This is a genomic window from Croceimicrobium hydrocarbonivorans (assembly GCF_014524565.1).
Lineage (GTDB): Bacteria > Bacteroidota > Bacteroidia > Flavobacteriales > Schleiferiaceae > Croceimicrobium > Croceimicrobium hydrocarbonivorans.
Window position 1 is genome coordinate 3,896,475 of sequence record NZ_CP060139.1, and the last position, 26,294, is coordinate 3,922,768.

Here is a 26,294-nt window from a genome sequence, read left to right on the forward strand (position 1 = left end):
TTATGTTGAGCGGAAAAAAAATACTACTGGGAGTAACCGGTGGTATTGCCGCCTATAAGACGACGTACCTCGTGCGACTGCTTATCAAGGCAGGGGCCGAGGTACGTGTTGTTTTAAGCCCGGCGGCCCGCGATTTTGTGACGCCACTTAGCCTGGCTACCCTCAGTAAAAATCCTGTTTACTGGGAATATTTCGATCGGGAGTCTGAAACAGGGACCTGGAATAATCATGTAGAATTAGGCCTTTGGGCCGATCTCATGATTTTGGCACCACTTACCGCCAATACCATGGCCAAGATTGCTCAAGGGCAGTCAGACAATTTTCTAATGGCCGTTTACCTTTCTGCGAAATGCCCGGTATATTTTGCCCCGGCCATGGATCTGGATATGTATAAACATCCAGCCACCCGCGAGAATATCCAAAAATTAGAGTCCTTTGGTCATATCCTTATCCCAGCTGAAAAAGGCGAATTAGCCAGTGGCTTGGAAGGTGAGGGGCGCATGGCTGAACCCGAAACTATTGTTGGAGCTGTAATTTCAGACCTCGAGTCCAAGGCACCTTTGCGCAATAAGCTAATCGTGATAAATGCTGGCCCAACTTATGAGGCTATCGATCCGGTGCGTTTTATCGGCAATCGCTCTTCTGGTAAAATGGGGATGGCCTTGGCTGAAGCCGCCGCGAATTATGGTGCTCGGGTACAATTGATATTGGGCCCAAGTAGTCAGGATTCTAATAATCCTGCTATCAATATTAAAAGGGTGGAGAGCACTCAAGAAATGTTTGAGGCCACCACTGCTGCAGCTCAAAATGCAGATTGGATTATCCTAAGTGCCGCGGTATCGGATTACCGTCCGAAAAACCCAGCTAATCAAAAGATAAAGAAGAGTGATGGCGGCATGCTGCACCTAGATTTGGTGGAAAACCCGGATATCCTGAAAAGTATTGGACAGGCGAAAAAGGACTATCAATTAGTGGTAGGTTTCGCCCTTGAAACAGAGAATGCTGAGGCGAATGCCCAAAAGAAACTAGATACCAAGAACTGTGATTGGATCGTTCTGAATCAGGCTGACGATAAGGCCAGAGGTTTCGGACACGATACGAATGAGGTCTTAATGATCAGCCGTAAAGGCCAACGCGAAAAACTTGAATTAAAACCTAAGAAGGAATTAGCCTATGAAATTTTGGATCGGCTTATTAAGCATCATACTGCTTAGCCCCAGCCTGCAAGCCCAGGAATTGAATGCCCGGGTACAAGTGCTTACTCCAAATATTCAAGCCACGAATAAACAGCTGTATACCACTTTGGAAACAGCAATTCGGGAATTTCTGAATAACCGTAAATGGACCGAAGAAAGCTATTCATTGGAAGAGCGTATCGACTGCCAGTTCGTATTAACTATTAATTCGCGCAGCAATAATACCTTCAGTGGTCATTTGCAGATTTTTTACAGTCGACCCATTTTCAATTCAGATTATGCTTCTCCGATTTTAGTGCATCGCGATAATGATGTGAATTTCGAATACCTGGAATTCGATCGTCTGGATTTTGCACCCAATAGCTTTATCTCGAATCTCACCAGTATTTTGGCCTATTATGCCTATATCGTAATTGGCTTGGATCATGATAGTTATGCGCCCATGAGTGGTACTGATTATTACAATAAGGCTCAGAATATTGTAGGAAATGCTCAAACCAGTAATTACGGAGGTTGGGACAGCTTTGGGGGCAGTAATAAAAACCGCTACTGGCTGGTAGACAACTTGATTAGTCCAGCCTTCGATAATTTCCGTACCTGTTTGTACACCTATCACCGTCAAGGTTTAGACCTGATGAATGATGCCTCCAAAATTCGCACGGCGAAAATGAATATCAAGGAAGCATTAAAGAGCTTAAAAAAGGTGAATGACCAAAGACGTAACAGTTTTCTGCTGCAATTATGGTTTGATGCCAAGCAAGCGGAAATCGTGAAAATCTTTAGTGACGGGGCTTCCATACCAACAGCCGACCTCAAAGAAGTGCTGATTGAGTTAGACCCTAATAATGCTTCGGAATATCAGAAAGTAGGTCAGGGCGGTTAAGTATTTTAGCGGCATGTTACAGCACCTCAGGATTTCCAATTTTGCCTTGATTGAGAAACTCGATCTGGATTGGCAAACAGGCTTTACCACAATTACCGGCGAAACCGGCGCTGGAAAATCAATTCTTTTAGGAGCTTTAAACCATTTGCTGGGACAGAGAGCAGATTTGAAAGCCCTGAAAGATCCTGAGCAAAAATGTGTGATTGAAGGTCTCTTTCAGATTCCGGATCCATCCTATAAAAGCCTTTTCGAAAGTCTGGATTTGGACTATGAGGCTGAAACAATTATCCGTCGTGAGATTTTACCCAGCGGTAAATCCCGGGCCTTTGTAAATGATAGTCCGGTGCGTTTGGAAAGCCTGTCCCAATTGGCTCAACGCCTGATAGATATCCACAGTCAACACGATACTTTATTATTGAATGATGCTAATTTCCAGCTCGATCTCATCGATAGTTTTGGATCGCATCAATCTTTATTGCAAGAATATCAGCAGGCTTTTAAGAATTGGCGCAAAGGCCAAAAGCGAATTGCTGAACTCGAAGCACAAAACCGGGAAGAGGGCGGAGATTTGGATTATCTGGAATTTCTACACCAAGAATTGGTGGATGCCAAATTAGTCCCTGGTGAAGTGACAGATATTGAAGCGCGTCTGGAAATTCTGGAGCATTCTGGAAAAATTGAATCGGCCCTGGCTTCGGTTCAAGAAATGGCGGATGCCAATCCCTTGGGATTAAGTGAAATGCTCCGGCAAATGCGCCAGGAATTGCGATCCATTGCCAATTTGGATAAAAAGTTAGGCAGCTTTTCGGAGCGCGCTGAAAGCCTCTTTATCGAATTTGAAGATTTGCGTCAGGAATTGGAGCTCTACCAATCTGAAGGCAATTTCGATCCCCGCGAAAAAGAACAATTGGATGAGCGCTTAAGTCAGTTGATCCATTTGCAACGCAAGCATCAAGCGGAAAGCGCAGAAGAGCTAATCGAAAAACGTGATGCTCTGGAAGCTAAGATGAGTGCCGCCGCCGATCGGGATATTGCTTTGGAAAAGGAAAAGGCCGAAGCAAGCCAATGGCAGGCTAAAACCGAATCTTTGGCTCAAGATTTACATGAGGAGCGCCAGAAATTGAAAGCTCCCTTGGAAACGCAGGTGTTGGACTTATTAGCAGAATTAAACCTGGCTAATGCCCGATTTGATATTTCCATTGAAGTGCAGGAGACATGCGACAATAATGGCCATGACCGAGTGAATTTCCTTTTTTCGGCCAATCCTGGTCAAAAAGTGCAGTCCTTACAAAAGGTAGCCTCCGGTGGTGAATTATCGCGGGTAATGCTAGCCCTTAAAGCGATCTTAGCGCGTTCTCGCAGTTTGCCCACCATCATCTTTGATGAGATCGATACCGGAGTAAGTGGTGAAACGGCACATAAGATTGGGGAGATTTTAAAAGGCATGGGTAGCTTTATGCAAGTTATTGCCATCAGCCACTTGGCCCAAATCGCCTCTAAAGGCAGTCAGCATTATTTAGTGCGCAAAGAAAGTGAGGCGGATAATACGCGCACAGAGATACGACCACTCAATGAACAGGAGCGTTTGAACGAAATTGCCCGCTTATTGGGAGGGGATAAATTGACTGATGCGACCTTGGCCAATGCGCGGGAACTCATTCAAGGTGCCTGAGCCCTTGTAATATCGAGGCATTCGCTTATTTTTAACCTCCTGTAATGAAGAACGCATGAAGAAAATTGCACTTTTAGGCTTGAGCCTCCTGCTGATAGGCGCCTGTAAAAAGGATTCAGACACTGATGGTACTGATGGCGGTAATGGAGGAGGTAGCTCTTCTGGAATGCAAGCCTATATTGGGATTGAAGGAACTTCTCCCAATGGAATCAGTAGTTTGGCGATGTACAATGTGACCAATCAAACGATTGAGAACAATGTATTCCGCAAGGCCAATATCAATCCTATGGGATCACAATTAAGTGATATGATGTTGGATAAGTCTCGTAATCAATTGGTTTTAATCGTACCGGGCTCCAATAAAATCGTATTTGTGGATGCCAAGACTTTGAAGATTAAATTCCAAACTCGAGATCTACTGCAAATCCGGAAAGTAGCTAAGGTTTCTGACAATCTCTATTATGTTACCTGTCCCGAATTACCTGGTTATTATGTGATTAACGCTAATAATGGTAATGTAGTGGATGAAATTACCTTCGATGTAGGGGTTAATCAAACTGAAATTGCGGTTTGGGAAGACTTAGCCTTCATTTGCAATAATGGGAGCCCGATGTCAAAAGACAGTACCGTGAGTATTGTGCGTACAACCGAAGATACTTTGGTAACTAATTTAATCGTGGGCCATTCACCCAACAGTTTTGTAATCGATGCGTCTAATCATTTGTGGATTCTTTGCAGTGGTGATTTAAATGTTGCCGATCCTACCCAAAGTGGTACCGGTTCTTTGTGGAAGTACAATTTGGATACTATGTACCGTGACATTGATTCCGGTTGGGCGATTACAGCCGATACAGTGATGTACTTTGTTGACAATCAATTACGTCCGCATTACCTTACCCATGATGAGGCAGGGGGTAATTTGTACTATATCACCAATTTACCGACCGGAGATATTGCGGTTACTAATACCAGTATTAAAGCTTTGAATGAGAACCCAATAGTAGAGGATAACTTCTATGCGCTGGCTTTCGATCCCATTAATTTGGAATTATACGGAATGCGCACCCCTGATGATATTGAGAAGAACGGGGCCCTACAGATCTTTGATCCGGTAGGTAACAAGAAGACCAGCATTACCATTGGGGTAAAACCCAACAATGTCGTCTTTAAATAATCTCAGTTTTGATTTAAAACCTTTAAAACCGCTTAAGGCGGAGCTAAAGGAAAAGATACAAGCAGAAAAGTCCGGGCAGAAATTAAACTTTCAGCCCAGGGCTTTTTTTCAGTTTTTCACTTGGCTAAATCGAGTTCAGGGGAAAAAGCAGGCTCAATTGCTGAATATTGATATTCTCAGCTTTGCCGGTGATCATGGTATAAATGCTGAATTCTCAACACCTCGTTTTCGCAGTGGTGAATTTTTAATGGATGCCATGCGGCAAGAAACCATGCCCGAATTATGGAAGGGGAATTTGAGCCTTCAACATTTTTGGGTAGATCTGGGAGTTGATTATGCCTTTGAGTCGAATATCAGCTATTGGCTAAATCACAATAACAAATTAATTAATAGTAAGATAAAAGCTAGAACCGAAAGTTTTAGTTCATATCCTGCAATGACCGATGATGAGCTCGCCGAAGCCTTTTACAGCGGTCGGAAATTAGTGGATAGAGCCCATTATCAAGAAAAGGATCTGCTGGTTTTACACAGTTTAGGGGAAGGGCAAATCTTTAGTGTTTATGCTTTGGCCTGGGCTTTAAGTATTAGTGATGCCAAAGCCTGGACTAAGTATTTACCAGCTTGGTTAGGTCAGGAGGTAGAACAGGAAATTCAGCGTCTGGCCAAAAAACATCCTATTAGTCATAATCCCTTTACCAATCTCTGCTTTTACGGAGGATTTGAAACCGTGGCCCTTTGTGGGGCGATTATCCGAGCGGCAGAAAAAGGTATTCCCTTTCTGCTAGCGGATCCTATGGCGATTATTGCCTGGCAGTATGCGGCTAAGATTGTTCCTGGAGTAGAGCAATATGGCTATGCTGTGGGAAACTTCGCAGAGCATTTAAGCAAAGACTACGGTTCCTTTAAGGAAAACATGAGCTATACCGCTAGTGGGAGGGAATGGTATCCCTTTATTTGGAAGATGCAGCAGGAATTGCGCCAGTTTAATGCTCAATAAAAAAAGCACCCCTAAGAGGTGCTTTCAATATTCTTTATCGATATAATCTGGATACTAAGCTCTAATGCGCTCCAGGATAGGCTTGCCTTCGGTTAAACGATAGGCTGCTACGATTACTATTCCGTAAAATACGGTTCCCATTACTTGATTGAATAAGAAAGGTAAACCTGCAACATAAGAGCCTATTAGGCCATTAACATTTTGTGGGTAAGCAGGGTTTCCTAACCATACACCGAAATTGGTAAGCAAGAAGAATAATAAAGTTCCGCTAATACCACCTACAATTACGTGAGCCCATTTAGAGCTACCAAAATTTAATACGCCTAAGAGGGCGATTAATAAGTAAGAGCTGTATAACCATCCAGCGCCCTGGGTGATTAAAGTGAAGCCCATATAAGAATAGAGGGTATTGTTAATGATAAAGTCGCTTACAAATAAGATAAGCATAGGGAAGAGGAGGGCCTGGTAGCGTTTACCAAAGAGCATTCCACCGGTAAAAACAACCGCAGTCATAGCGGTGAAATTAGGCCAGGGAGCAATCAAACGGCTGCCAATGGCAAGGACAAATAGGATCGCTAGGTAGATCAGTTGTTTCTTCATGTTTTATACTTGAGAGCACAAAGTTAAGAAGCCTAAAGCAAAATCAAGCTTCCGGACGGTATTCTCTAAAGCTTCGATCGCGATAAAAGATGATTATGCGGTCAATTTCCTTTTCTGGCACTGGATTAACATTTGTATATACATTTGTTAATTCGGAATCACGCTTTTCTTTTGGGTACTCAGGCTCTTGTTTATCAGTAGGTTCAGTCTTAGGATTATCAATAGTGTCTTTTACAGCATAAGGAATGGGAGCTCCACTGGGTTCTGATACATAGCGAGCACCAGGAGGTAGGCCAAAAGAGGAATAGGCGGCTTCATCCTCACTACTTACTTGCTTAGCTTTATCTACTTCTTTAGGTTCCTTAGGATCTATAGGCACTTTAGGTTCATTGGCTTTATAGTCCTTTAATTGTTGATCTTCATACATAGAGCCCTTACCATTTAATAAATAATCGAGATTTACATTTGTATATACATTTGTAATCTGTTGAATAAGGTGTAAAGAAGGGTTATTTCTACCGCTCAATACGTGACTAATGATAGCAGGGGCAACGTCTATGCTTTGAGCGAAGTCCTTATTACTTAAACCCTGATCAGCAATTAACTCCTTTATCCTAGCGGCAATTTCTTCCATAAAAAAAAGACTTTACTACAAATGTAATAAAGTCTTTCGAAATGTTAATGTTAAGCTTTTTCGGAAGCTTAAACTAAGCTTTAATAGATTGGCTTAAAGTTACTGAAAATCAATGCTTAAAAATATGAATTAACAAATGAGAATACTTATGTATATCACTCACTTAGGGACCAGGAGTAGATTTGTTCGCCTTCGCTATTGTAATAGATCAGTACCAGCTTACGAGCTTTGCGCTTTCCGCTGATGTTCATTACCGCGAAATTGCGTTCCTGAATTAAGGAACCTTCCACGCGGTAGTCATTTTCCTCAGTCACCTGATGTGCTGCCCCGCTGGTTAAAGGCGAAACCGTGAACTCATACACCCAATTGCCATTAGGTAACTGTAATTTATCTACTTCGCTATGGTGACGGTCGCCACTGATGAAGATCACATTCTTAATATCCTCATCATTTAGGCGCTTGAGGATATAATCACGCTCTTCTTCGTAATTGCTATGGTTTTCGAATACTTGGGCGGTGTTTAAGAATTGCCCACCGGTTAAAACGAATTTAAAGGGCGCATGACTTTGTTTTAGGAGGTCAATCATACGATCAATCTGCTGGGTTCCAAAAATCTGCTCAGGATGCTCCTCGCTTGGCTCGGTGCGGTAAAAGCGGTTGTCCATCATTACAAAATCACAGTCTCGGTAATTAAAGGCACTAAAGGTGCAAGGCATATCACGGTATCCAAAACTGGGATTGGGCCAAAAGAGCTTAAACATCTCCAGGGCCAAATCGCGATGGATCCAGGAGCCATTGGCGTCATTTGGGCCGAAATCATGGTCATCCCAAATCGCATAATTATTACAAGAGGCCATTAGCGCCTGCATTTCCTCAATAGAACGGGTATGGGTGTAGCGGTGGATGTATCCAGAGCGCGTCCACCAATCAGCATCACGTAAATAGATATTATCGCCCAACCAAAGCATGGCATCCGGCTTTTGCGATTCTATACTCTTGAATATCTGATAATCGCCACCATACGGAGTGCCTGGCCGATCGTAGGCTTCTTCATTAATATAGGTACAGCTTCCCATGGCAATAGAGAAGGCAGGAGGATCAGTGCGATAATCCCATAAGGGTTCGGTATCGAACTCCAGGGGGAATTTAAATTTTTGGTTTTCATCGTCGACCATCACTTCGTATTCGTAAATGGTGCCGGGCTCCAAATTGCGGAGGTAGAGTTTGGCGGTATTCCCGGTATTTGCAGAGGTGCTCACCAAGTCGGTTTCTTGCTTTTGTTCGGGACTGTTTTGGGGCCAGTAATTGAGTTTAACTGAGCCTTTATCGCGGAGCTGTACCCAAATTAGGGCTTCTTTCATTTCCGCATAACCTAATAGTGGTCCGCTTAAAACCTTATTAGATTGAGCCACAATAGTTAAGGATAGTATACTTAAAGCTATACTAAATGCTAATCGTTTCATTTTATAACGGTTTAAGTGACCGAAAATAAGCGTAAAAAGCGGATTGGCTTAAGCTTTAACTTAATCTTAATCCCGTTATTTGTAAGAGTGCGAGTTTACAGCCCTTTTTGATAGATTTCTACTATGCAATTCTCTACTCAAAACTCTAATAATACTAGCCTAAAATCTTTGGTTCCGGAGCGACGATGGTTGCGCCTGGAGCACCTGAATGACTTATGGGCTTTTGTGGGAAATCACGAAGATTTTCAAATTGAATCTATTGGCCACAGTGAAGAAGGTCGGGACTTGAAGGTGATTCTCTGGGGGAAAGGCCCGAAACGAATATTTGCTTGGACCCAAATGCATGGCAATGAGCCTACCGCGACCTTGGCTTGTGCCGATTTGCTACAGGATTTAGTTTCAGATCCTGAATTAATGGCACTGGAATCCAAAATCGAAGTGGCCTTAGTTTTAATGTTAAATCCGGATGGAGCCGAGCGCTTTCAAAGGCGCAATGCCCTGGGGATTGATTTAAACCGAGATGCTGTAGCCCGCTGCAGTGCTGAGATTAAGGCCTATTTCAATTTCCTGGAAGCCTTTAAACCTCAGTGGGCTTTTAATCTGCATGATCAGCGAAATATTTTTAGTGCCGGAGCCAGTGAGCATTGCGCTACCCTAAGTTTCTTGGCACCTTCAGCGGATGAAGAGCGCAGTATCCGTTTGGAGCGCAAGGTGAGTATGCAAATGATTGCCGCTATACATCAAAAGCTGGAAGACAGTCTTAGTGGACATTTCGGGCGATATAGCGATGAATTTTATCCTCGTGCTTTAGGGGATAACCTCATGAAATTGGGTATTCCTAATGTTTTATTTGAAGCCGGTCATTTTCCTGGAGATCGCTTCCGCCGAAAGGCTCGAGAGCTCAATTACCGTGGTTTAAAAGAAGCCTTGCATTTGGTTGCCACTGATGCCTGGGAATTGGTAGATCCCGCCTTATATCATCTAATTCCTGAAAACAAAAGCCATTTGCGCGACCTTATATTTAGAGATCTGCAATTTGGTAATTGCCGTTTAGACCTGGCTCTGATGGAGCAAGAGGTGCCGAATAAAGAAAGTGGGGAACTGGAGATTAAATTTCGCATTGATGATATTGGCGATCTCAGTCATCTCCATGGTATTCAAGAATATAAAGGCGGAATATTGGCATTTGAAGGGGATTTCAATCAGGATGCCTTAGCCAATGGTCGGATCCAAAGTGAACGTGAATTTGTATTTAAACATGGCTATTTACAAGAGCATTAATCCTTATAATCAAGAACTTATAGGGGAATTCCCCGAAGATTTATCGACAGAGCTGGAAGCCAAAATCGCAGCCGCCCACAGTCTAAGTCCTTTAGAGGATCATTATTCATTTCCCATCCGCCGAAAGGCCGTCCAAAATTTAGCTGGCCTCTTGCGTGAGCGTAAAACTGAATTGGCCGTGCATATTTGCGATGAAATGGGCAAGGTGCTTAAGGAAGCGGAGGCCGAAGTGGAAAAATGTGCCTGGCTTTGTGACTATTATTATGAAAAGAGCCCCGAATTTTTAGCCGATCAAAAGCTGGATTTAGGCGATGCCCAGGCGATTCGTCGCTATGAAGCCTTAGGAGTGATTTTAGGCATTATGCCCTGGAACTTCCCACTGTGGCAGGTTTTCCGCTTTGCGGTGCCAGCTATTTTAGCGGGAAATCGGGTTTTATTGAAGCATGCTCCCAATTGCAATTTAAGTGCAGATGATCTCCAGAGCATATTTGATGATGCAGGCTTGCCTGTGGCTGCTTATTCTGCTGTGCGACTATCCAATGAAACGGTAGCCGAATTGCTCACAGATGCACGCATTAAAGGTGTAAGCCTTACCGGTAGTGAAAAAGCTGGGCGTACGGTAGCTGAGATTGCAGGCCGTGAGTTAAAGCCTCAGGTTTTGGAATTAGGTGGATCCAATGCCTTTATCCTTCATTCCAGTGCTAAGGTGAAAGCCGCGGCTCAACTGGCTTCCAGCGCTCTTTTATTAAATGCCGGGCAAAGCTGTATTGCTGCTAAGCGCTTTTTGGTGCATGAATCCTTGTATACCGAGTTTATCCAAGAATTGAAAGCAGTGTTTTCTAATTATAGCATTGGTGATCCCAAGGCATCCAGTACTAGTATTGGTCCTTTGGCACGCCCCGATTTAAAAGCCAATGCCCTGCGTCAAATTGAAGAAAGTCTGGCTCAAGGTGCGAAATTGGAGCTAGGAGGGAAGGGTGATGGCAATCTTTTGGAGCCCACCATTTTAAGTGGGGTAAATCCGGATATGACCGTTTTTAAAGAAGAGGTATTTGCGCCCATCGCCTCAATCATGAGCTATGCCGATTTTGAGGAAGCGATTGCCATTAGCAACAGCAGTCGCTATGGTTTAGGGGTGAGCCTTATTGGTGAGGACCGCGATTTTATGCTTAGTCAGGCTTCCCGATTTGAGGAAGGCGCGGTATTTATCAATGACCTGGTAAAAAGTGATCCGCGCTTGCCTTTTGGAGGCGTGAAGAATTCCGGTTATGGTCGCGAATTAGGTCCGGAGGGCATCCATTCCTTCTGCAACCTGAAAACCATTTACCTGAAAGGGGATTAAAGGATACGCTTGAAAATATAGAACAAGAAGAGAATCAGGATAATACCGATTAAAACATAGATACTACCATTGTAATGGAGTTTATGCAATTTGAGATCCTTGCGATAGCTCCACACCAGATAGCCAATAAATACGAACATAAAGATGCCGGCGAAAATCCAGTGACCGGTAGTGATATTTTCCATAAGACTAAATCTTTTGCAAAGTAAACCATGAAAAAGCAAATTTCCGCCGTTGAAGCCTTCCACAATGCTTTTCGCATTGAAAACCGTTATGCACCCACTGCTGATATTGATGAAAAAACGCAGCTCTTGCGCTATAAATTAATGCGGGAAGAAAATGAAGAATACCTGGAAGCCGCTCAGAATGGGGATTTGGTGGAAATTGCCGATGCCCTGGGGGATATGCTCTATATCCTTTGTGGCACCATTTTAAGTCATGGTATGCAGGATAAAATTGAAGAGGTATTCGACGAAATTCAGCGTAGCAATATGTCGAAATTGGATGCCAATGGCGAACCTATTTACCGGGAAGACGGCAAGGTGCTGAAAAGTGATCAATACTTTAAGCCCAATATTAAGGCTATTCTCGATCGGGATTAGAGTTTTTGTACTGCATCTACCAGGCGCTGCGCAATAGCGGCTTTGCTGTAGGATGCTTCCATCTTTTGGCGGGCTTTGTGGCCTAAGGCGCTTAATTCATCGCGATGATCGCGTAGGTATAGAATTTTATCGGCTATGGCTTGCGGATTAGCTTCGGCGGTGAGTACATCTGTACCCGGCTCAAAAACCTCCCGTAAACCCGGACTGTCTTTAGTGAGGATGGCTTTTCCGGAGGCCGCATAGTGATAGAGTTTATTGGGTACTACCAAATCAGCTTTGAGTGATTCACCAAAAACGCCGAGGGCCAGATCGAATTTGGCAATTTGCGCAGCTAATTCATCGTAGGGAATCCAGCCTTTGAAAATATCCAGAGATAAACCGCGATCAGCAGCTAATTGCCGCGCTTCCTCATATTGATGACCGGTTCCTAATAAGGTGAAATTAAGGTCTTTCTCCTCCTTGAGTAGGGCTATGGCCTCTATGATGCTTAAAACTCCTTGTAAGGGCACGAAAGTGCCGTAAAATCCCACTTCGAGCGTATCATCCTTTTTGGGGTAATGGGCTGGGAATTCCTCCAAATGCACACCCACGGGTACCACGGCCTTAGGCAAGGAGGAGGGGAGTCTCAAGGTTTTCTCGAAATACTGCAGATGGGCAGCGGTATCGGCTAGGAGGAGATCACAATTTCTAAAATCCCGAAAATCGATCCACCATTTTTGGGGAGCTTTCCAATAATGGCCATAGTCGACCACCTTGGTAAGGTAGCGGGAAATTAGGGGATCAAAAACCACTGGGGCCTGGGCATAGCGACGTACAAAGCTCAGGTCGCGATGACGAAAGGGTGGCACCAGAACCACATCAGCCTTTAAACTAAGATCCCGAAGCACCTGGCCGTATTTCGGCTGGCGTTCGGGAATCTTATAATACTGTACATCATGCCCCAATTCCTTTAAACCTTCGGCCAAAATATAGGTGCGGTTGTAAGTAAAACCATCCTTGGCGGCGAAGAGGAACTGCATGAAAGGAGAGAGGTTAGTGCTTTTGCATTTTGGTTTTAAGCTTGCGGATTTGTCCTTTAAGCTTGTCTACTGCATCATGCACGGCTTTTTCGAAAGAAGCATCGTGACTTTCGGCGAAGAGATCATTGCCGGGAATATTCAGCTTGATTTCTGCTTTTTTGTTTTGATTCGCTTCGTCCTGAATCAGTTTCAGGTAAACTTCCGCACCTACGATTTGATCGTAGTACTTGTGCAATCCACTTACTTTTTCTTCAGTAAAGGAGAGCAACTCTTCTGTAGCTTTAAAGTCTACAGTTTGGATATCCCATTTCATAGGTATTGTTTTGATTTAAGCCTGCAAAGATAGACTTGGCATTAAATTAGCACGAAGCCTTTTTAAAATAGTATAAATACTAGTTTTGCATCAAAAGCCAAATTCAACATGAAACGACTTATTTTTCTAGGAGCGATGTTAATCGGTTTTTCCGCAATAGCCCAGGAGAAGCCGGTAATTTCCTCAGCCGTAATTGCCATAGACCGTAACAACGATTTAACTGCCGCTAAGGGTTATATCGATGAGGCCCAGACCATTATCAGTGGTAAATCACTTTCCGAGGTGAAGGAAAAAGACCTGGCCAAGTTCTATTACTACAAAGGTTTGATCAACTATCGGGTGCATATTAACGATGACCCAGCGATCCAAAAATTGGATGCCAATGCTTTGGATAAAGCAGTGGAAGGTTTCAGCCAATTGCTCGATTTGGAGAAAAAAATCGGGAAAGAGCGTTACACTACCGAAGCTAAACAGCAACTAACTGCCTTATCAACCTCTTTTGCGAATCGCGGTATTAAAGCCAGTCAGAATAGTGATTTCGAAGGTGCCTACGCTGATTTCTTGAAATCTTACGAGATAAAAAAGAAATTCATGAATAGCATCGATACCAGCATGTACTACAATGCTGCTTTGATGGCCCAGAACATGAAAGCCAATGAAAAGGCCATTCCTATTTATAAGGACCTTTTAAATATGGATTACCACGGTACTCGTTTTTATGCGGTATCAGTGGAAACAGGGGACACCATGGATTTTGCCAGCGCCCAACAAATGGAAATGTTTGTGAAAAACGAACAAGTGACTAGTCCCAAATCTGAGGGAGATATTCGTCCTAATCTTTACAAAACCGTTGCTTATTTATCACTCGCCGAGGGTGATACCGCGGGATATACCAAAACCATCCAGGAAGGACGGGTAAAATTCCCAGAGAACTTAGATTTGATTATTGCCGAATTACAGTTGTTCTTCGACAATAAAGAATACGACAAAGCTCTTGCTAACTTGGATAAGGCTATTGCCGCGGACCCCAAGAATCCTTTGATGTATTACAATAAGGGCGTAATTCTGCAGAATGAGATGAAGCGTACCAACGATGCTTTGGCCGCTTATGAGAAGACTTTGGAAATTGATTCCAATTATACTGATGCTTTGTATATGACCAGTATCATTTATATCGACAGCGCCAACGCCGTGGTAGCCAAGATGAATGATTTGCCTTACAATGCCACCAAGAAATACAATGCTTACAAGAAGCAGAAGAATGAAATCTTTAAAACGGCATTACCATATTTAGAGAAAGCCTACAAGAAAAACGAAGAGGATCCGCAAGTGAAGATTGCTCTGAGTCAGGTTTATCGTTCTTTAGAAATGTACGATAAGGCAAAAGCCGTAATGGGCGAATAAGAATTCAGGAGAGGAGATTTTGATGATCTCCTTTCTTTTTAGAAAAGTTATTTGACATAATATTAATTATAGGGTACATTGTAGTATCAAAATCTACGTTGGTACACCAACTATGCAAGACGCGATTTTAAGATCAATTTCTTCATAAACTGGAGCCTCTTCATATATTGCTGTAAGGATCTCAATATTGAAGTCAATTTTTCGGATTTCGTTTGGAGTAATTAAATCATGGAGGTTAAACACCTTTCTTCTATCCTTATTACGAGATCTCTTATCATCAATGTATGGCTGTAAAAAGTCAATCCAAGTTTTTGAGAATGCTTCAATGTCTATATGGCTTTCATTTCTATCAAATAGTCGTAATAATTTCTTAATAATAATCCGCTCTTCTTCTGAGATATTTCGTTGTTTGGATCGTTTCTCTAAAATTTGCTCTGCAACCCGTATAGCTCTTTTCTTCTTGGGTGAAAGTAACTCTAGCTCATTATCCTTTAAAAGTTGTATGTATTTACTTAAGTAGTGGTCACTCCACTCAATATCAAATTGTTTTTTGTTTTGGAGGTACTTTTTCAGTAAGTCACAGATAACGGGGAAATCAGTATGAATTGATTGGCTTTGTTTTGGTTCAATGAAATACCATTTTGGTGAATGATGTTTGTCACCATTCAAGGCTATAAAGCACCACTCTTCCGAGCTATCAACAAAACTGACCCCAGTTTTTAAAGACACATTCACATTTCTTAACTCATTGTATTCTTGAGTTGTAAGTAAGGCATTCTCGCCTTCTTTTAAATTGACTATTGAACGAAAACTATCTGTTATGCCTTCCCAAGAATCATCAGCTTTTTCATAGTCCTTAAATTCCTCAATAATTTCTTTAATAGACTCTGATTTTTTAAAATGTTTAAACTTGAGTTGATCGGGTATTTTAAAGTTAGAACCTATGGTGGAATGCACTAAATCGTTTAACTCCAAGAGCTTCTTATCCCCATTTAAAGAAAACACCTCAGTATCATCAGGCCAGTACATTTCAATCTTCGAGTAAGGTGTATCCATCCTGTCAACTCGGCCGAATCTCTGTTCAACTATTCGGATTACACTTGGTAAATCCAAAAGAGTGACTGCAGAAGCTTTTTGCAAATCAACCCCTTCCGACATTTTATCCGAGCAAAGGGCTATTATTCTTTCTTCATTTTCTGAAAGTAAATGAAATTTATCTAAGACTTCATCTGATTCTCTCTCAGTTTCCCCGGTCGCTAATAAGACTTTGGTCTTAGGCGAATGCTTTTTAATTAAGTACTTGAGGTAGTTTAGCGTGATCAAGCAACTGTCAAAAGCTATAACTTTTTGATGTTTATTCAGCTGCTCAATTAGCAGTTTAGCTTTGCCTTTTTCTCTTTCATTTGATAGCTGTTTTGCTAGGTTGGCAATTTGCAAATAAAGAGCTTTCTCCTCCTTGCACGCTTGAATGTATTCATCAATGTTTGTAAACCAATTCGGGAAATCACAGTTTTTAAAATCATTACTAATCCGAGGCTTAGCATTTCTATCAATAAAAGAGTCAAGTATCTTGTTTTTTACCTTGTTAAATTGCTTTTTCTTATATTCAAAATTTTCAATTTTTAATGCATCACCTGCGCCTAAAATATGCTCAATTAATGCCATTTTAGAGGAACGTAAGCGGTACCTTATCATATAAATGGAAAGATGTTTTGCAGCTAAAAAACGTCTATCTATGTAAGCTTGCTTTTCGTCCTCTGATATAAAGAAATTGGAATTATTGATTTGTTTGAGATAGCTAATCCCTTTTAAATTAGCGCATAACTCGTTAATTTTCTGAGCTATATCCTGGTCCGCTTTAGTTTCGTTGGTTTGATACGGTACTGGAATTTGCTCCGGAAATTTGCATGTATCACCAAGTGCATTTTTGTATAAATGAGGCTCTTGATCAATTTGTTTATTTATTTCACTCTTTGTTCTTCGAACAGTGAATCTACTAATGAATTGCTTAAGATTTTTAATGTCATCTTCTTGCCTCAAGTCTGGTCTAGCCTTCAGTTTGCGGAAGGATTCAAAGCTTTCGTCATCTAAATTGTCTACATCTAAGAGCTCAACTATTTTCAAAAGATCATCTATCTTTTTATTAATTGGAGTTGCAGTGATCAATACTTTGTAATCGGCATTATTTTTTCTAATTGCTACACTTCTCTTAGACTTAATATTGAGATAGTTGTGAGCTTCATCAACGGCGAGAATATTAGCGAGGTTTAAATCTTCTTCAGCATCTCTTAATGATTTAAGTTTACCATTACTCAGCGTACCATTGGAAATTTGATTATTAGAAATTGTGGCCAGACCTTTAAATTCCTTCTTCCATTTGTCAATTACGAGGGGAGGACAAACTATGACTGAATTATCCATTTCTTTCCTTCCATTCTCCCAAAGCCAATTTTTAAGAGCAAGAATAATGGTAGAACACATCTTCGTTTTTCCTGCTCCGGTTGGGTCGGCTATCAGAACATTAGCATTTTCCTGTAAAATGGAGAGTGCTTGCGCTAACCCTCTTTTTTGAGTAGGCCACAATTTAACATTTTCCAACTTGCTACTGAGCATTCCAAAATCTGACAACCAGCCACCCTCTATTACTTCATGAATCGCTCTGGCTAGTGCTTCCTTCCAGCCTACAGGTTTAATCAGGTTTTCAAGAAGGTCAATTATATCATGGTATGGTGTAGCCTTTTTAAAATAATTTTCGGCAATAAGCTTGATGTCCTCATGAACACTTGGGTGATCGTCCATAAGGACTCGATAGTTAGCCTCGGTTTGTTTTAATAATCCGTTATTACTGAAGTTGGAAGAACCAAGCATTGCCATTTTGTGACTTACATAAATCTTTGCATGGAGCTTGTTGAAAAATCTTACCTGAACTCTGTGGGATTTTATTTTTTCAATCAGGTTAATAACACTCCCTCCTTGTAAAATAGAAAGTCCTTTTTTTAACCAGTACTCTTTGATCTCTTTGTCAAGTGGCTTAATGTGGTACCGTTTTCTACCTCTAAAATTTGGATCAAAGCCGAGTACTATTCGAATTACTCTGATATTGTTATAATCATCTTTTCCGAAAGTGTCTATTAATTGAGAAAGTGATGTGTACCCAGTTAGTAAAATAAATTCCTTGGCTACAGTTAAATCTCCCATCAATATATCACCAACTCTTTTGTTTACTTCCTCAATGTTTAATGGGAAAACCTCTTGTAAGGGCCATCTCGTATATGGCTCAATCGGCTTCTCAAAATCTAAAGTAAATTGAGAGTTTTCTTCTCTTTTATTAGGGGCATCACGCATTTATATGTTCCGATTTTGCTGTACTTTTTCGCTTTTAAGGAGACTCAATGGGTTTCACCTAAGTTGACAACATTCTCCCTCCCGAACCAATCGATGGCTTTATCGATGACCGCTTGGCTAGGATCGCAATAATAAACCGCTAGACGTTCTTTAGCTCTTGTGCAACAGACGTAGAAAATCTTCCGACTACGCTCAAGTACGCTGGCTTTATCCGTTCTGTTTGTGAACAGATACTCAAAATTGTAATTGTTCCATCCCCCATTGTCTAGGATGACCAGGACATTATCAAATTCCGTCCCCTTAGTTTTATGTTGAGTTGAAAATGGAGTGCGACCTTCCAAATATTCATAAAGTGCTTGTAATTCTTTGAAGGGAACTTTTATCACCTGGTCGTATACGTACTTCTGATTTTCAGCGAATCTTTTCAATTTGTCATCTATCAGGCAGATTCCATAATCATTTGCTTCTTGAATGACTTCTTCGATTGTCTTTTCCCCAACATTAACGAGACTATCAATTTTATTTTTAAGGTTTCGTTTTTCGGACACCCTACCTAGTTTTCCCTTATAATCAGTAGCCTTTAAAAACTCGTAGTATCGCTCGTTTTGGTAAAGCCAAATGATTTCTTGTAGACGATATAGATGCCGGATCAGGTTATCCCGTTTGCTGCCTTTTTTGTTTAAGTCGTTTTCGTCCTGTTTTTTATCATCAAGCAGTTGATCCTTATCTACATAAACCTTTGAAAAAACTTCGAAATTCATATCCATGGCTACCTTATAAAGGTTTTTATTTTTTTTGATAAAGTCTTGCTGCTTTGGTGCTGGTTCGACCATTTTCAAACCTTTTCCAGTTTTGCCTTCCTTCAATCGTTCAACTACTTCACCAAAGGTCATTTTACTTGGGTCCCATTCAACAGGATGATTCTTTATATGGTCCTTGATACGCTTCTTGTATTCAAGGATTTTATCCTTGTCATAAATATCCATCAAGGTTTGAAAACTTGCCTTATTTGCTATCAGGTTATGAGTAAGGTTTAACTCTTTGGTTTCTTTTGAGTTTGTAAAGTCCCAGGCCAAGTGGGCTTTTACATTATCGATATCTCCGGATGCTGAATAGAGAAAAGTGATCTCTCCTTCTTTCACCTTCCCTTCCGTCATGTTTGGAGCAGAATTATCTGTTGAATGGATCTGCACTAATCCGTCTGTTCTTAATTTGTTAGCCAGCTCATAAATGAGTTTTGGGTTTCTCCTATTCTGCCGCTTTTGAACCTCTCTTACCTGTCCTTCTTCGGTGCCTCTGTAATCATCTAGTCTCCCAATGCGCTTGTCATATATCGATTGCATGGCATCACCAAAAAAACCGATGATATTTCTTTTCTCGGTTAGCTTAAAGTGCTCCAGGAAAATGCGTACAACATCGATCTGGGTGTCTTGATACTCATCCACGAAAATGAACTTAAACTTGTCTTTGACCATATCCCCCAACTTTGGGTAGCGTTCAAAAACTCGATCGCTTAATGCAATGACTTCATCATGAGAAATTACGCCTTGACTAATCCTAGAGTATTCTTTGTATTGAATGCCATCTTCTAAGTTGTCGAAATAGTCATTTGGTACTGGATCAACACCATCCAATTTTATGACTTTTATTTCTTCTTCATTGGCCAATTCAACCAAACAAAGCTTGAGCTCTTTTTGAAAGTGTTTGATCTGGTCCCAAAGAAAATCGTGGATGGTGGTAACGTATAAATGCTCATGTCCCACCCTTTCCTCGATTTCTTTTACAGCGGCATTGGTATAGGTCATGCAAGCGATCATGGCACTTGGGTTTTCTTCAATGACTCTTTTTATGACTTCCACCAAGGTGTAGGTCTTTCCGCTTCCAGCTCCACCACTCAAAAGGAAGTTCCTACCGTTGTGAATATGATCGAAAATTTCCTCTATTTCAGTCATACCTTAACATCCCTTAACCAAGTGAGACCTTCTTTTATATAAGCTGGTATTACCCAATTGCTGAATTCAATACCTGTCGAATCTGTTTTACTATTGAGCAGTATCTCAATTGCGAAGGATGGTTTGCTGCCTATAGCCTTTTCAGCAAATTCATAGACATCGATCTCATCATTCCGAAAGCTTTTAAGGTGTTTCTGCGTAAGGGAGTCGAATTTGTTATTAGTGTCTTTAATAAATGCCTTGTTTACATGAAAGAAGGCATCTTCAAAGCTTCGAGCGTGGTACTCCTCACCTGCTTCATTCGCTTCTTGAGTTTGAAAAACGAGCTGAACATTACCGGTTGAGCTTACTTTCCATTTTTTACCCTCAGTTTCTTCTGTTTTTTCAACCCTCTTCTGATCCAGATTAAAACCTATTAATTCAGCAAGTGAATCGGTATTCAAGAAGAATTTCAATGAATAATTGGTGGAGAGCTTAGCTTTTGGATCGCTCACTTCACAGGCTTTTTTTGATTTATTTTCTGCAGAATCAATATCCGTGATTATCAGAGTCTTGAGTCCGATAAAATCGATGAATCTTTCGAATACATGAGAATAAGCTCCGACTTCTACGATTGAAATGTTTTGAGACAGTAACGGAGACTCACTTTCAGCTTGATCTATCTTTTTCATCATTGCCGGCAGGATGATTCGTTCCGTATCACCTTCAATGAGAATTGCTTTATCTGCAAAAAATAGTTCTGATTTGTTTAGAGTTAAATACTGCTTTAAGAACCTGTAATTTTCTTCTTCTCCTGCTGAATCATATTCCGATTCCAAAGCCATGAGGTTTTTGGCTATCACACTGGTGTCGCTCACTTTTTTTAGATACCGTATGTCGTTAAAATCGCTTTCGGAAGCAATGTGAGATGAGTGGGTTGTAATGACTGTTTGAAGGTTTCGGTTGGCCCCATCTTCCCTCTTGATACCTTCTTTTAATAACCCCTTTATGTTATTGATAAACACATATTGCATTTGAGGGTGTGTATGCGCTTCGGGCTCCTCGATAAACAGGAGGTTTATATCGGCCGGCACTTCATGTTTGGTTCTCTTAAATTCCTTCAAGAGAATTTCAATTTCGAAGATGATGCTGATCAAGTTCATGTAGCCCAGTCCATTGTAGTATTCAGGAAAAGAATGCTCTCCATGGCTATACATCACTGTGGTATTGCCTTTTAGTAAATCCCTATGCTGTAGTGTGGAATTAATACTGATCTTGGAATCACCTTCAGCTATACCTCCAAACTTGCTGACTTTATCCACTGTCTCCTTGAATAGCTTATCATATACTTTGGTCAATGCCAAATCAGTGTCTCCCAAGGCATCTTTAAAGTTGGCTATATGCTCATTTTGCTCGTCTGTTGCCTCGGTTTTCTCATAAATGCGCGAAGTCTGAAGAGAAAGCGTGCTGTTTTGTTCCTTGTTGGTAACATCTCGCCTTGCGCTAATAAACCGGAACTGAATTACATCTTTCAACGAAATGTTTTCGCTGATCAGGTCAATGAAAGACTTTCCATCCGGCTGTCCTGTGGTTTTGGAGCAAGACAAAGACTTTCTAGATAATTTGAAATAGTCGACCAGGTTTGAGTGAAGGAAATAGAATAGGTCGCGCGCCTGATACCCCTCTCTATTGGCCACCTTCTCCATTTCGTTAATTTCAAATTCAGCATAGTCGCTTTTCAATTGCTTCAAGGAAGCATGTTCCAATAATAGACCGAACTCAAGATTGATGAAATAGTGATCAGGGTCAAGGTCTGTCATAATACGGCTCAGATTGGCAAGGTTATCTGATTCAGCGTATCGTATCAACAAATTCAGCCTAATACCCAATGGAGTATACTTATCCTTATCTGGCAAGACTGATTCCACTTGCGTTTTAATCTCGCTTTTGAGATCTAGGTTAAAATCGTCAAAAGAAAATTTGTTTCGATCAGAGCCAGCCAAAAAACGATCCAGAGCTGTAAGTAATGAGGTTTTGCCGGTGTTGTTTTTACCGACAATCAATGAGAGATCATCTTCTAAATCGATGTAAAAGTCCCTTAAGAGTCTATAGTTCTTTATAAATACCTTGTCAATTTTCATCCAGATTATGATTTCATTCTATCAATGCAAAGCGATTGCCGGTAATGCTTTCTACTTATCCACCACAATCAACTCCACCCTACTACTATCCTCAGCCCCTTCCAGATAGGCAATCACCTGCACAGAGCCCACTAAGACGCTATCGAGGCAAGACACATTGAAAGAGGCTGTCTGATCATCAACGATTACAAATTCGGGAATGGAAAGGCTTGGACCATTTAATTCTAAAGGCCTTTGCTTTAAAAATACCTGGGTATTCATGGAGTTTTTGGCGGCTCCATTATTTTGAAATTGGAGGTTTAAACTCACATTTCCGCGACCATTGTTTAGCACTTGTCGGCTCGAGCCGGCGGTCAATGTAAAGGCATCGGGTAAGGCACGGGTAAAAGAGACCGTTTTGCTTGTGCTAAAGTCCCCTACCTTGGCGCTTAGAGTAATATAATCGTTCACCTCACGGTTAGATATGATATAGGCTTCAGCGCTTTTACCGGAAGCCTTTACGATGTGAATCTTCTTTTGCTCTGTTCCGGCGAAATATCCCTGGTCGGTGGTAAAGGTGATTTCTTGGTTGGGATCCGACTCAGATTGCAATTGAGCGGTGATTTTAATACGAGAATTACCATCCGCAGGAATGGCCTCATTTTCAGTTTGCATTTGAATGATCTGAGCACTGGTGAGGCCGCTGCGCGGATCTTCCTCATCACAACTGCTTAAAGTGAATGCGAATAGGGCTATGCTGATGCTGAAAAACTTTTTCATGCTGTAGTAATGTTTATTAGACAAGTATCCGAATCTGGCAAAGTACCATCCGGCTCGCTGGTATGAGCCTTTAGTGTGGCACTGTCTTCTTTATTCGGAGGTCCAATTACTTTGAAGTAAAGTTTCGTAGTCTGATGACTGAGTTCATTAGCTGACAGCTTGTAATAGAGTATTTTATGATCCGTCGATTCTCCGATTGGTTCGGCACCATCTGCTTTGGGGCCTACATGAGATAGTTTATGACACTCAGAAATCAATTTCAGACTGATCCTTATAATTCCTGGATAGGTAGTGTAGATCGATGCATCAATATTGACTTCCATTCCAACAGGTGCATGCAAAACTGATGGTTGAATATTAATATTAGCCATAGCGTAATTTTAATTAGCGGGAATTCGGTAAGCGTCACTGCTGATCAGGGCACTGAATCGGTTGAAGATATCAGCGTCAAAGCTCAATCCGATGATTGGCGATGCACTGAAATAGGTGCCACTTTTCAAAGGGCTGATGTATTCCATATTGTAAAAGGCAGCCCCCAGGTCTAAGGAGATATATCGATTGATATCCAAGCTAAGTGCTAGCATGGGCTTAATATTACCGATGGCTTGGATTTCCTGATCTTTAAATTTAGGACTGACCCCACTCACGAAGCCAACCAAAATTGCGGTAGATTTAAAAAAGCCCTTTCGCGATTGCAAATAAGGATTCACTAAACGCTTGTCTACTGGTTGTAGGTAAAACTTAAGACCAACATAGCCAAAACCCTCCAGCTGCCAATAGCGATGCTGATCTGTGCTAAAAGCGAGGGCTCCGGCTCCAATGGCAGTACCAATGCGAATGGCATCCAATTCTTCTTTATTTACGGCAGCCTCGGGGCGATAGGTACTTACTTTCCGGATTTCAACTAATACTCCACGCAAAGGATCCAGTAACCTTTTCAAATCTGCTTTCATCAGCTTCTCAGAAGCCTTATAGATCGCATAAGTTGCTTCATCGTTTAAGATCGAATTCCTCTTTATCACATATTGATTGATTGTAGGGATAAGCTTACCATTTACCAGACCTATGGGATTACGCAATAAGAACAAAGCCGCTTTGGATATAGAATTGGCAGTGCCATCACCAACTGCCTCAGAGGCTTTAAAGTCTGATGCTAGATTGGTACAAATTAGCTTGAGTTCATTTAAATAAGTCACTGCCTTTTTCGTTTCAGCAAGATGGTTCCTGGCAAGGCTTAAGTTGGTGTCTTGAATTGCCTTGGCAAATAGTTTAATCGTATTCTTTTGCGGATAATCCCCTAGTTTGTAGATCAAAGCATTCCAGAACTCCTCCTTAGCTAAGGCAATTAATTCTGACTTAGTTGATAATTGGGAATTGTCTAAGCGATTGAGAAATTCTGGATTAAAATTTACAGCCGAAAGAAGTTGCTTGGCAAGTTTTAAACTACTGTTCAGTTGCTGATCCATTAATACCAATGAATCCTGTTTGCGAATAGAGTCTTTCTGATATCCAGTGTATTTGCGCTTGGCATTTAAAAAACGATCCGCTGAAGAGGCGGTGAGGAAAAGTCGGGTCTTAAAATCCGGCTTAGACTCCAACATGCTTTCCAATTCTGAAGCGATACTGTTTTGAGGCGTTCCCGCATAAAAGGAACTCAATTCAATTAATAGCCAATTGTAAATTCTATCTGTACTGGCGTCTCCTTCCTTACCTGCAAAACGAATCAGTCGATCTTCAATATTGGATATTATGGTATTGGCCGCATTGTCGGGAATTATTCGAGTTTTGGAGAAGGCAAACTCATAAATATAGGTTTGATTAAATTCCAGAAAATCATTGATATAAAACTCAAATTCCGTTTCAGGATTGGCCCCATCAATGGCCTTTACCCGAAACCATTCTTGCCTAATAACTTCTTTTGGACCAGCGTCACTTTTCTTATAAATCACCAACTCTACGGCATTGGCTTTTTCTCCTCCCGGTAGATCTAGGCCCCCTTTTATTTTAAAATGTCGGCCGTAAACCGGTCCTCCGACCAGGGTACTATTGTTGACATTAAATCGTAGTTCGGCAATGGATTTCGAAGCTTCCTCATTAGCCTGAGCATAAAGCCCAACGCTTAAAAAGTATAAAAACAGACTAATTAGTACTCTTTGTTTCATGGTTGGGTTTTATAAAGAGTTAATCCTAATTAAATTAGGATAAAAGATTCTCTAGCAAATTAGTGAATTCTATGGCTTTATAAGGTAGAGGAAAATCCCTATATCCCCTTCTGGATATTCCCTGATTCTGATTTCTCATCAATTCTTCATTGAATTAAAGCCGATATTAAATGCCTGATTTGCAATTCGTTTAACCAATTCAAAAGGCTATGGAATTTCTTTCCTCCTCCTTGCTTAGTGTCCTCATTGCCTTGGGCTTTATCTATGTTTTATTAAGCGTTCTGGTTTCCATTCTGGTGGAATGGCGAAACCATTATGTGAAAGAAAGAGGCAAGCTTTTGCGCGAAGCCATCAATCAGATGCTCGACGATCCTCTGAATGCCCAATATGGTCTCCTACTCTACAATCATCCCATGATTGGCGGGATGCAAAACCGTAAAAATCAAAGGCCTCCGCAGTATATAAGTAGCAGCATGTTTGCCGAGGCTCTCATTGATTTAATCGGACAACAAGCGGAAGATGATCTGATCATTGATCGCAATAAAGATCCAGACCTAAAGAAACTTGCCTTCGAAGCTTCTGACCAGACCCCCACTCCTATTGATGATCCGCTTTTGCGCTTTCAGCTGGGAGTGGCAGAAATGAAACACAGTCCGCTCAAAGAGCTACTCCATTCCTTTCAGTTAAAGTCGACAAGCGATTATCCTAAACTCAAGTCCCTGCTGCAAGAATGGTATAATGCCTATATGGACCGAGTTACCGGCTGGTACAAAACCAAGCAGAAAAGCAAATTCGTTTTCTTCGGTTTTGTGGTGGCTATCGGATTAAATGTCGACAGTCTGCACTTAGTAAAAAGCCTCAGTAGTGATTCAGAGCTGCGCACTAATCTCGAAAAACAAGCCATGGCCCTGGAGGCTAAAGGTGCTTTCGCAGAAGGCGATTATCAGCATTTCCTCAGCCTCTTAAATGAGTCTAAGGATTCCAATGCTGTCCAAAGCAATCAAGTAGTAGCGGCTATTGAAGCTCGTTTGGATTCGGTAGGCAAAGAGCGATTTAAAGAATCACAGCAGGTATTGCATTATCTGGAAGATCAAAAAGTTCCCATGGGCTGGTCCCTGCAAAGTGCTCCCCTCAGCTGGTTTGGATTCGAAAAGCCCAAATTGGACGCTAAGGCTCAAAAGGCCCTGGAAGATGATTTTCAATACCAGCGCAACCAGCAGCCCAATTTTTGGACCGTGATCAAATACCTGCTGGGACTTATCATTACCGGCTATATGCTCAGTTTCGGTGCCCCCTTCTGGTTCGAAGTATTAGTGCGCCTGATCAATATTCGCCGTGCCGGCAAAAAACCTGCAGAAAATACCAACGCTTAAATC

Annotated in this window: 22 protein-coding genes; 10 read left to right on the top strand and 12 right to left on the bottom strand. The window is 41.5% G+C overall.

Annotation, left to right across the window (positions count from 1 at the left end; all coding sequences use genetic code 11):
* The first annotated feature begins 2 nt into the window (after positions 1-2).
* Genes coaBC through H4K34_RS17515 form a run of 5 tightly spaced genes read left to right on the top strand, consistent with a single transcriptional unit; the run spans position 3 to position 5,922 of the window.
* On the top strand, positions 3-1,214 hold the full coding sequence (gene coaBC / locus H4K34_RS17495; protein ID WP_210758677.1) for a bifunctional phosphopantothenoylcysteine decarboxylase/phosphopantothenate--cysteine ligase CoaBC: 1,212 nt from the start codon (positions 3-5) through the stop codon (positions 1,212-1,214).
* Positions 1,174-2,079 (top strand): type IX secretion system protein PorD, encoded by a 906-nt coding sequence (gene porD / locus H4K34_RS17500; RefSeq protein WP_210758678.1) that lies wholly within the window; start codon positions 1,174-1,176, stop codon positions 2,077-2,079. The genes coaBC and porD overlap by 41 nt, the downstream gene beginning before the upstream one ends.
* Before the next feature lie 13 nt (positions 2,080-2,092).
* Positions 2,093-3,751: a DNA repair protein RecN gene (recN, locus tag H4K34_RS17505; protein WP_210758679.1), complete on the top strand. Its 1,659-nt coding sequence runs from the start codon at positions 2,093-2,095 to the stop codon at positions 3,749-3,751.
* Between the two features lie 55 nt (positions 3,752-3,806).
* The gene (locus H4K34_RS17510) at positions 3,807-4,925 is read left to right on the top strand and encodes a YncE family protein (protein WP_210758680.1); all 1,119 of its coding nucleotides are present in this window, start codon (positions 3,807-3,809) and stop codon (positions 4,923-4,925) included.
* Positions 4,909-5,922 (top strand): nicotinate-nucleotide--dimethylbenzimidazole phosphoribosyltransferase, encoded by a 1,014-nt coding sequence (locus H4K34_RS17515; protein WP_210758681.1) that lies wholly within the window; start codon positions 4,909-4,911, stop codon positions 5,920-5,922. The genes H4K34_RS17510 and H4K34_RS17515 overlap by 17 nt, the downstream gene beginning before the upstream one ends.
* Positions 5,923-5,976: 54 nt before the next feature.
* On the opposite strand, the gene H4K34_RS17520 is transcribed toward H4K34_RS17515, so the two are convergent.
* The 3 genes from H4K34_RS17520 to H4K34_RS17530 all read right to left on the bottom strand — a co-directional run bounded on the left by H4K34_RS17520 (position 5,977) and on the right by H4K34_RS17530 (position 8,619).
* Entirely contained in the window at positions 5,977-6,522 is a 546-nt protein-coding gene (locus H4K34_RS17520; protein ID WP_210758682.1) for a DUF6580 family putative transport protein, read from the bottom strand.
* A 43-nt stretch (positions 6,523-6,565) separates the two neighbouring features.
* Entirely contained in the window at positions 6,566-7,156 is a 591-nt protein-coding gene (locus tag H4K34_RS17525) for a helix-turn-helix domain-containing protein (RefSeq protein ID WP_210758683.1), read from the bottom strand.
* A 155-nt stretch (positions 7,157-7,311) separates the two neighbouring features.
* Positions 7,312-8,619, bottom strand: coding sequence for an alkaline phosphatase D family protein (locus tag H4K34_RS17530; protein ID WP_210758684.1), 1,308 nt, complete (start codon positions 8,617-8,619; stop codon positions 7,312-7,314).
* Positions 8,620-8,742: 123 nt separating this feature from the next.
* On the opposite strand from H4K34_RS17530, the gene H4K34_RS17535 reads away from it, so the two are divergent.
* Together H4K34_RS17535 and H4K34_RS17540 are read left to right on the top strand one after the other, a co-directional pair.
* The gene (locus H4K34_RS17535) at positions 8,743-9,900 is read left to right on the top strand and encodes a M14 family zinc carboxypeptidase (RefSeq protein WP_210758685.1); all 1,158 of its coding nucleotides are present in this window, start codon (positions 8,743-8,745) and stop codon (positions 9,898-9,900) included.
* Positions 9,878-11,242: an aldehyde dehydrogenase family protein gene (locus tag H4K34_RS17540; protein WP_210758686.1), complete on the top strand. Its 1,365-nt coding sequence runs from the start codon at positions 9,878-9,880 to the stop codon at positions 11,240-11,242. The genes H4K34_RS17535 and H4K34_RS17540 overlap by 23 nt, the downstream gene beginning before the upstream one ends.
* Here H4K34_RS17540 and H4K34_RS17545 read toward each other — a convergent pair.
* Positions 11,239-11,427, bottom strand: a complete 189-nt coding sequence (locus tag H4K34_RS17545; protein ID WP_210758687.1) for a hypothetical protein — start codon at positions 11,425-11,427, stop codon at positions 11,239-11,241. The two genes, H4K34_RS17540 and H4K34_RS17545, sit on opposite strands and share 4 nt — an antisense overlap.
* A gap of 27 nt (positions 11,428-11,454) precedes the next feature.
* Between H4K34_RS17545 and H4K34_RS17550 the strand changes: the two genes are divergently transcribed.
* Positions 11,455-11,844: a pyrophosphohydrolase domain-containing protein gene (locus tag H4K34_RS17550; RefSeq protein ID WP_210758688.1), complete on the top strand. Its 390-nt coding sequence runs from the start codon at positions 11,455-11,457 to the stop codon at positions 11,842-11,844.
* Here the strand turns inward: H4K34_RS17550 and H4K34_RS17555 are convergent.
* Together H4K34_RS17555 and hpf are read right to left on the bottom strand one after the other, a co-directional pair.
* The gene (locus tag H4K34_RS17555) at positions 11,841-12,863 is read right to left on the bottom strand and encodes a glycosyltransferase family protein (RefSeq protein WP_210758689.1); all 1,023 of its coding nucleotides are present in this window, start codon (positions 12,861-12,863) and stop codon (positions 11,841-11,843) included. The genes H4K34_RS17550 and H4K34_RS17555 overlap by 4 nt on opposite strands.
* A 13-nt stretch (positions 12,864-12,876) precedes the next feature.
* Positions 12,877-13,176, bottom strand: coding sequence for a ribosome hibernation-promoting factor, HPF/YfiA family (gene hpf / locus H4K34_RS17560; protein ID WP_210758690.1), 300 nt, complete (start codon positions 13,174-13,176; stop codon positions 12,877-12,879).
* Positions 13,177-13,284: 108 nt separating this feature from the next.
* Between hpf and H4K34_RS17565 the strand changes: the two genes are divergently transcribed.
* The gene (locus tag H4K34_RS17565; protein ID WP_210758691.1) at positions 13,285-14,580 is read left to right on the top strand and encodes a tetratricopeptide repeat protein; all 1,296 of its coding nucleotides are present in this window, start codon (positions 13,285-13,287) and stop codon (positions 14,578-14,580) included.
* 93 nt (positions 14,581-14,673) lie between these two features.
* On the opposite strand, the gene H4K34_RS17570 is transcribed toward H4K34_RS17565, so the two are convergent.
* The 6 genes from H4K34_RS17570 to H4K34_RS17595 are packed head-to-tail and all read right to left on the bottom strand — an operon-like array spanning position 14,674 to position 24,918.
* Complete coding sequence (locus H4K34_RS17570) at positions 14,674-17,925, bottom strand: SNF2-related protein (RefSeq protein ID WP_210758692.1); 3,252 nt, start codon at positions 17,923-17,925, stop codon at positions 14,674-14,676.
* A gap of 44 nt (positions 17,926-17,969) precedes the next feature.
* Positions 17,970-19,877 carry a UvrD-helicase domain-containing protein gene (locus H4K34_RS17575; RefSeq protein WP_210758693.1) on the bottom strand — a complete coding sequence of 636 codons (1,908 nt, stop codon included), beginning with the start codon at positions 19,875-19,877 and terminating at the stop codon, positions 17,970-17,972.
* Entirely contained in the window at positions 19,874-21,997 is a 2,124-nt protein-coding gene (locus H4K34_RS17580) for an AAA family ATPase (protein WP_210758694.1), read from the bottom strand. The genes H4K34_RS17575 and H4K34_RS17580 overlap by 4 nt, the downstream gene beginning before the upstream one ends.
* Before the next feature lie 51 nt (positions 21,998-22,048).
* Positions 22,049-22,756, bottom strand: a complete 708-nt coding sequence (locus tag H4K34_RS17585) for a hypothetical protein (protein ID WP_210758695.1) — start codon at positions 22,754-22,756, stop codon at positions 22,049-22,051.
* Complete coding sequence (locus H4K34_RS17590; RefSeq protein ID WP_210758696.1) at positions 22,753-23,127, bottom strand: hypothetical protein; 375 nt, start codon at positions 23,125-23,127, stop codon at positions 22,753-22,755. The genes H4K34_RS17585 and H4K34_RS17590 overlap by 4 nt, the downstream gene beginning before the upstream one ends.
* A gap of 9 nt (positions 23,128-23,136) precedes the next feature.
* On the bottom strand, positions 23,137-24,918 hold the full coding sequence (locus H4K34_RS17595) for a hypothetical protein (RefSeq protein ID WP_210758697.1): 1,782 nt from the start codon (positions 24,916-24,918) through the stop codon (positions 23,137-23,139).
* Between the two features lie 209 nt (positions 24,919-25,127).
* On the opposite strand from H4K34_RS17595, the gene H4K34_RS17600 reads away from it, so the two are divergent.
* Entirely contained in the window at positions 25,128-26,291 is a 1,164-nt protein-coding gene (locus H4K34_RS17600) for a hypothetical protein (protein WP_210758698.1), read from the top strand.
* The last annotated feature ends 3 nt before the right edge of the window (positions 26,292-26,294 follow it).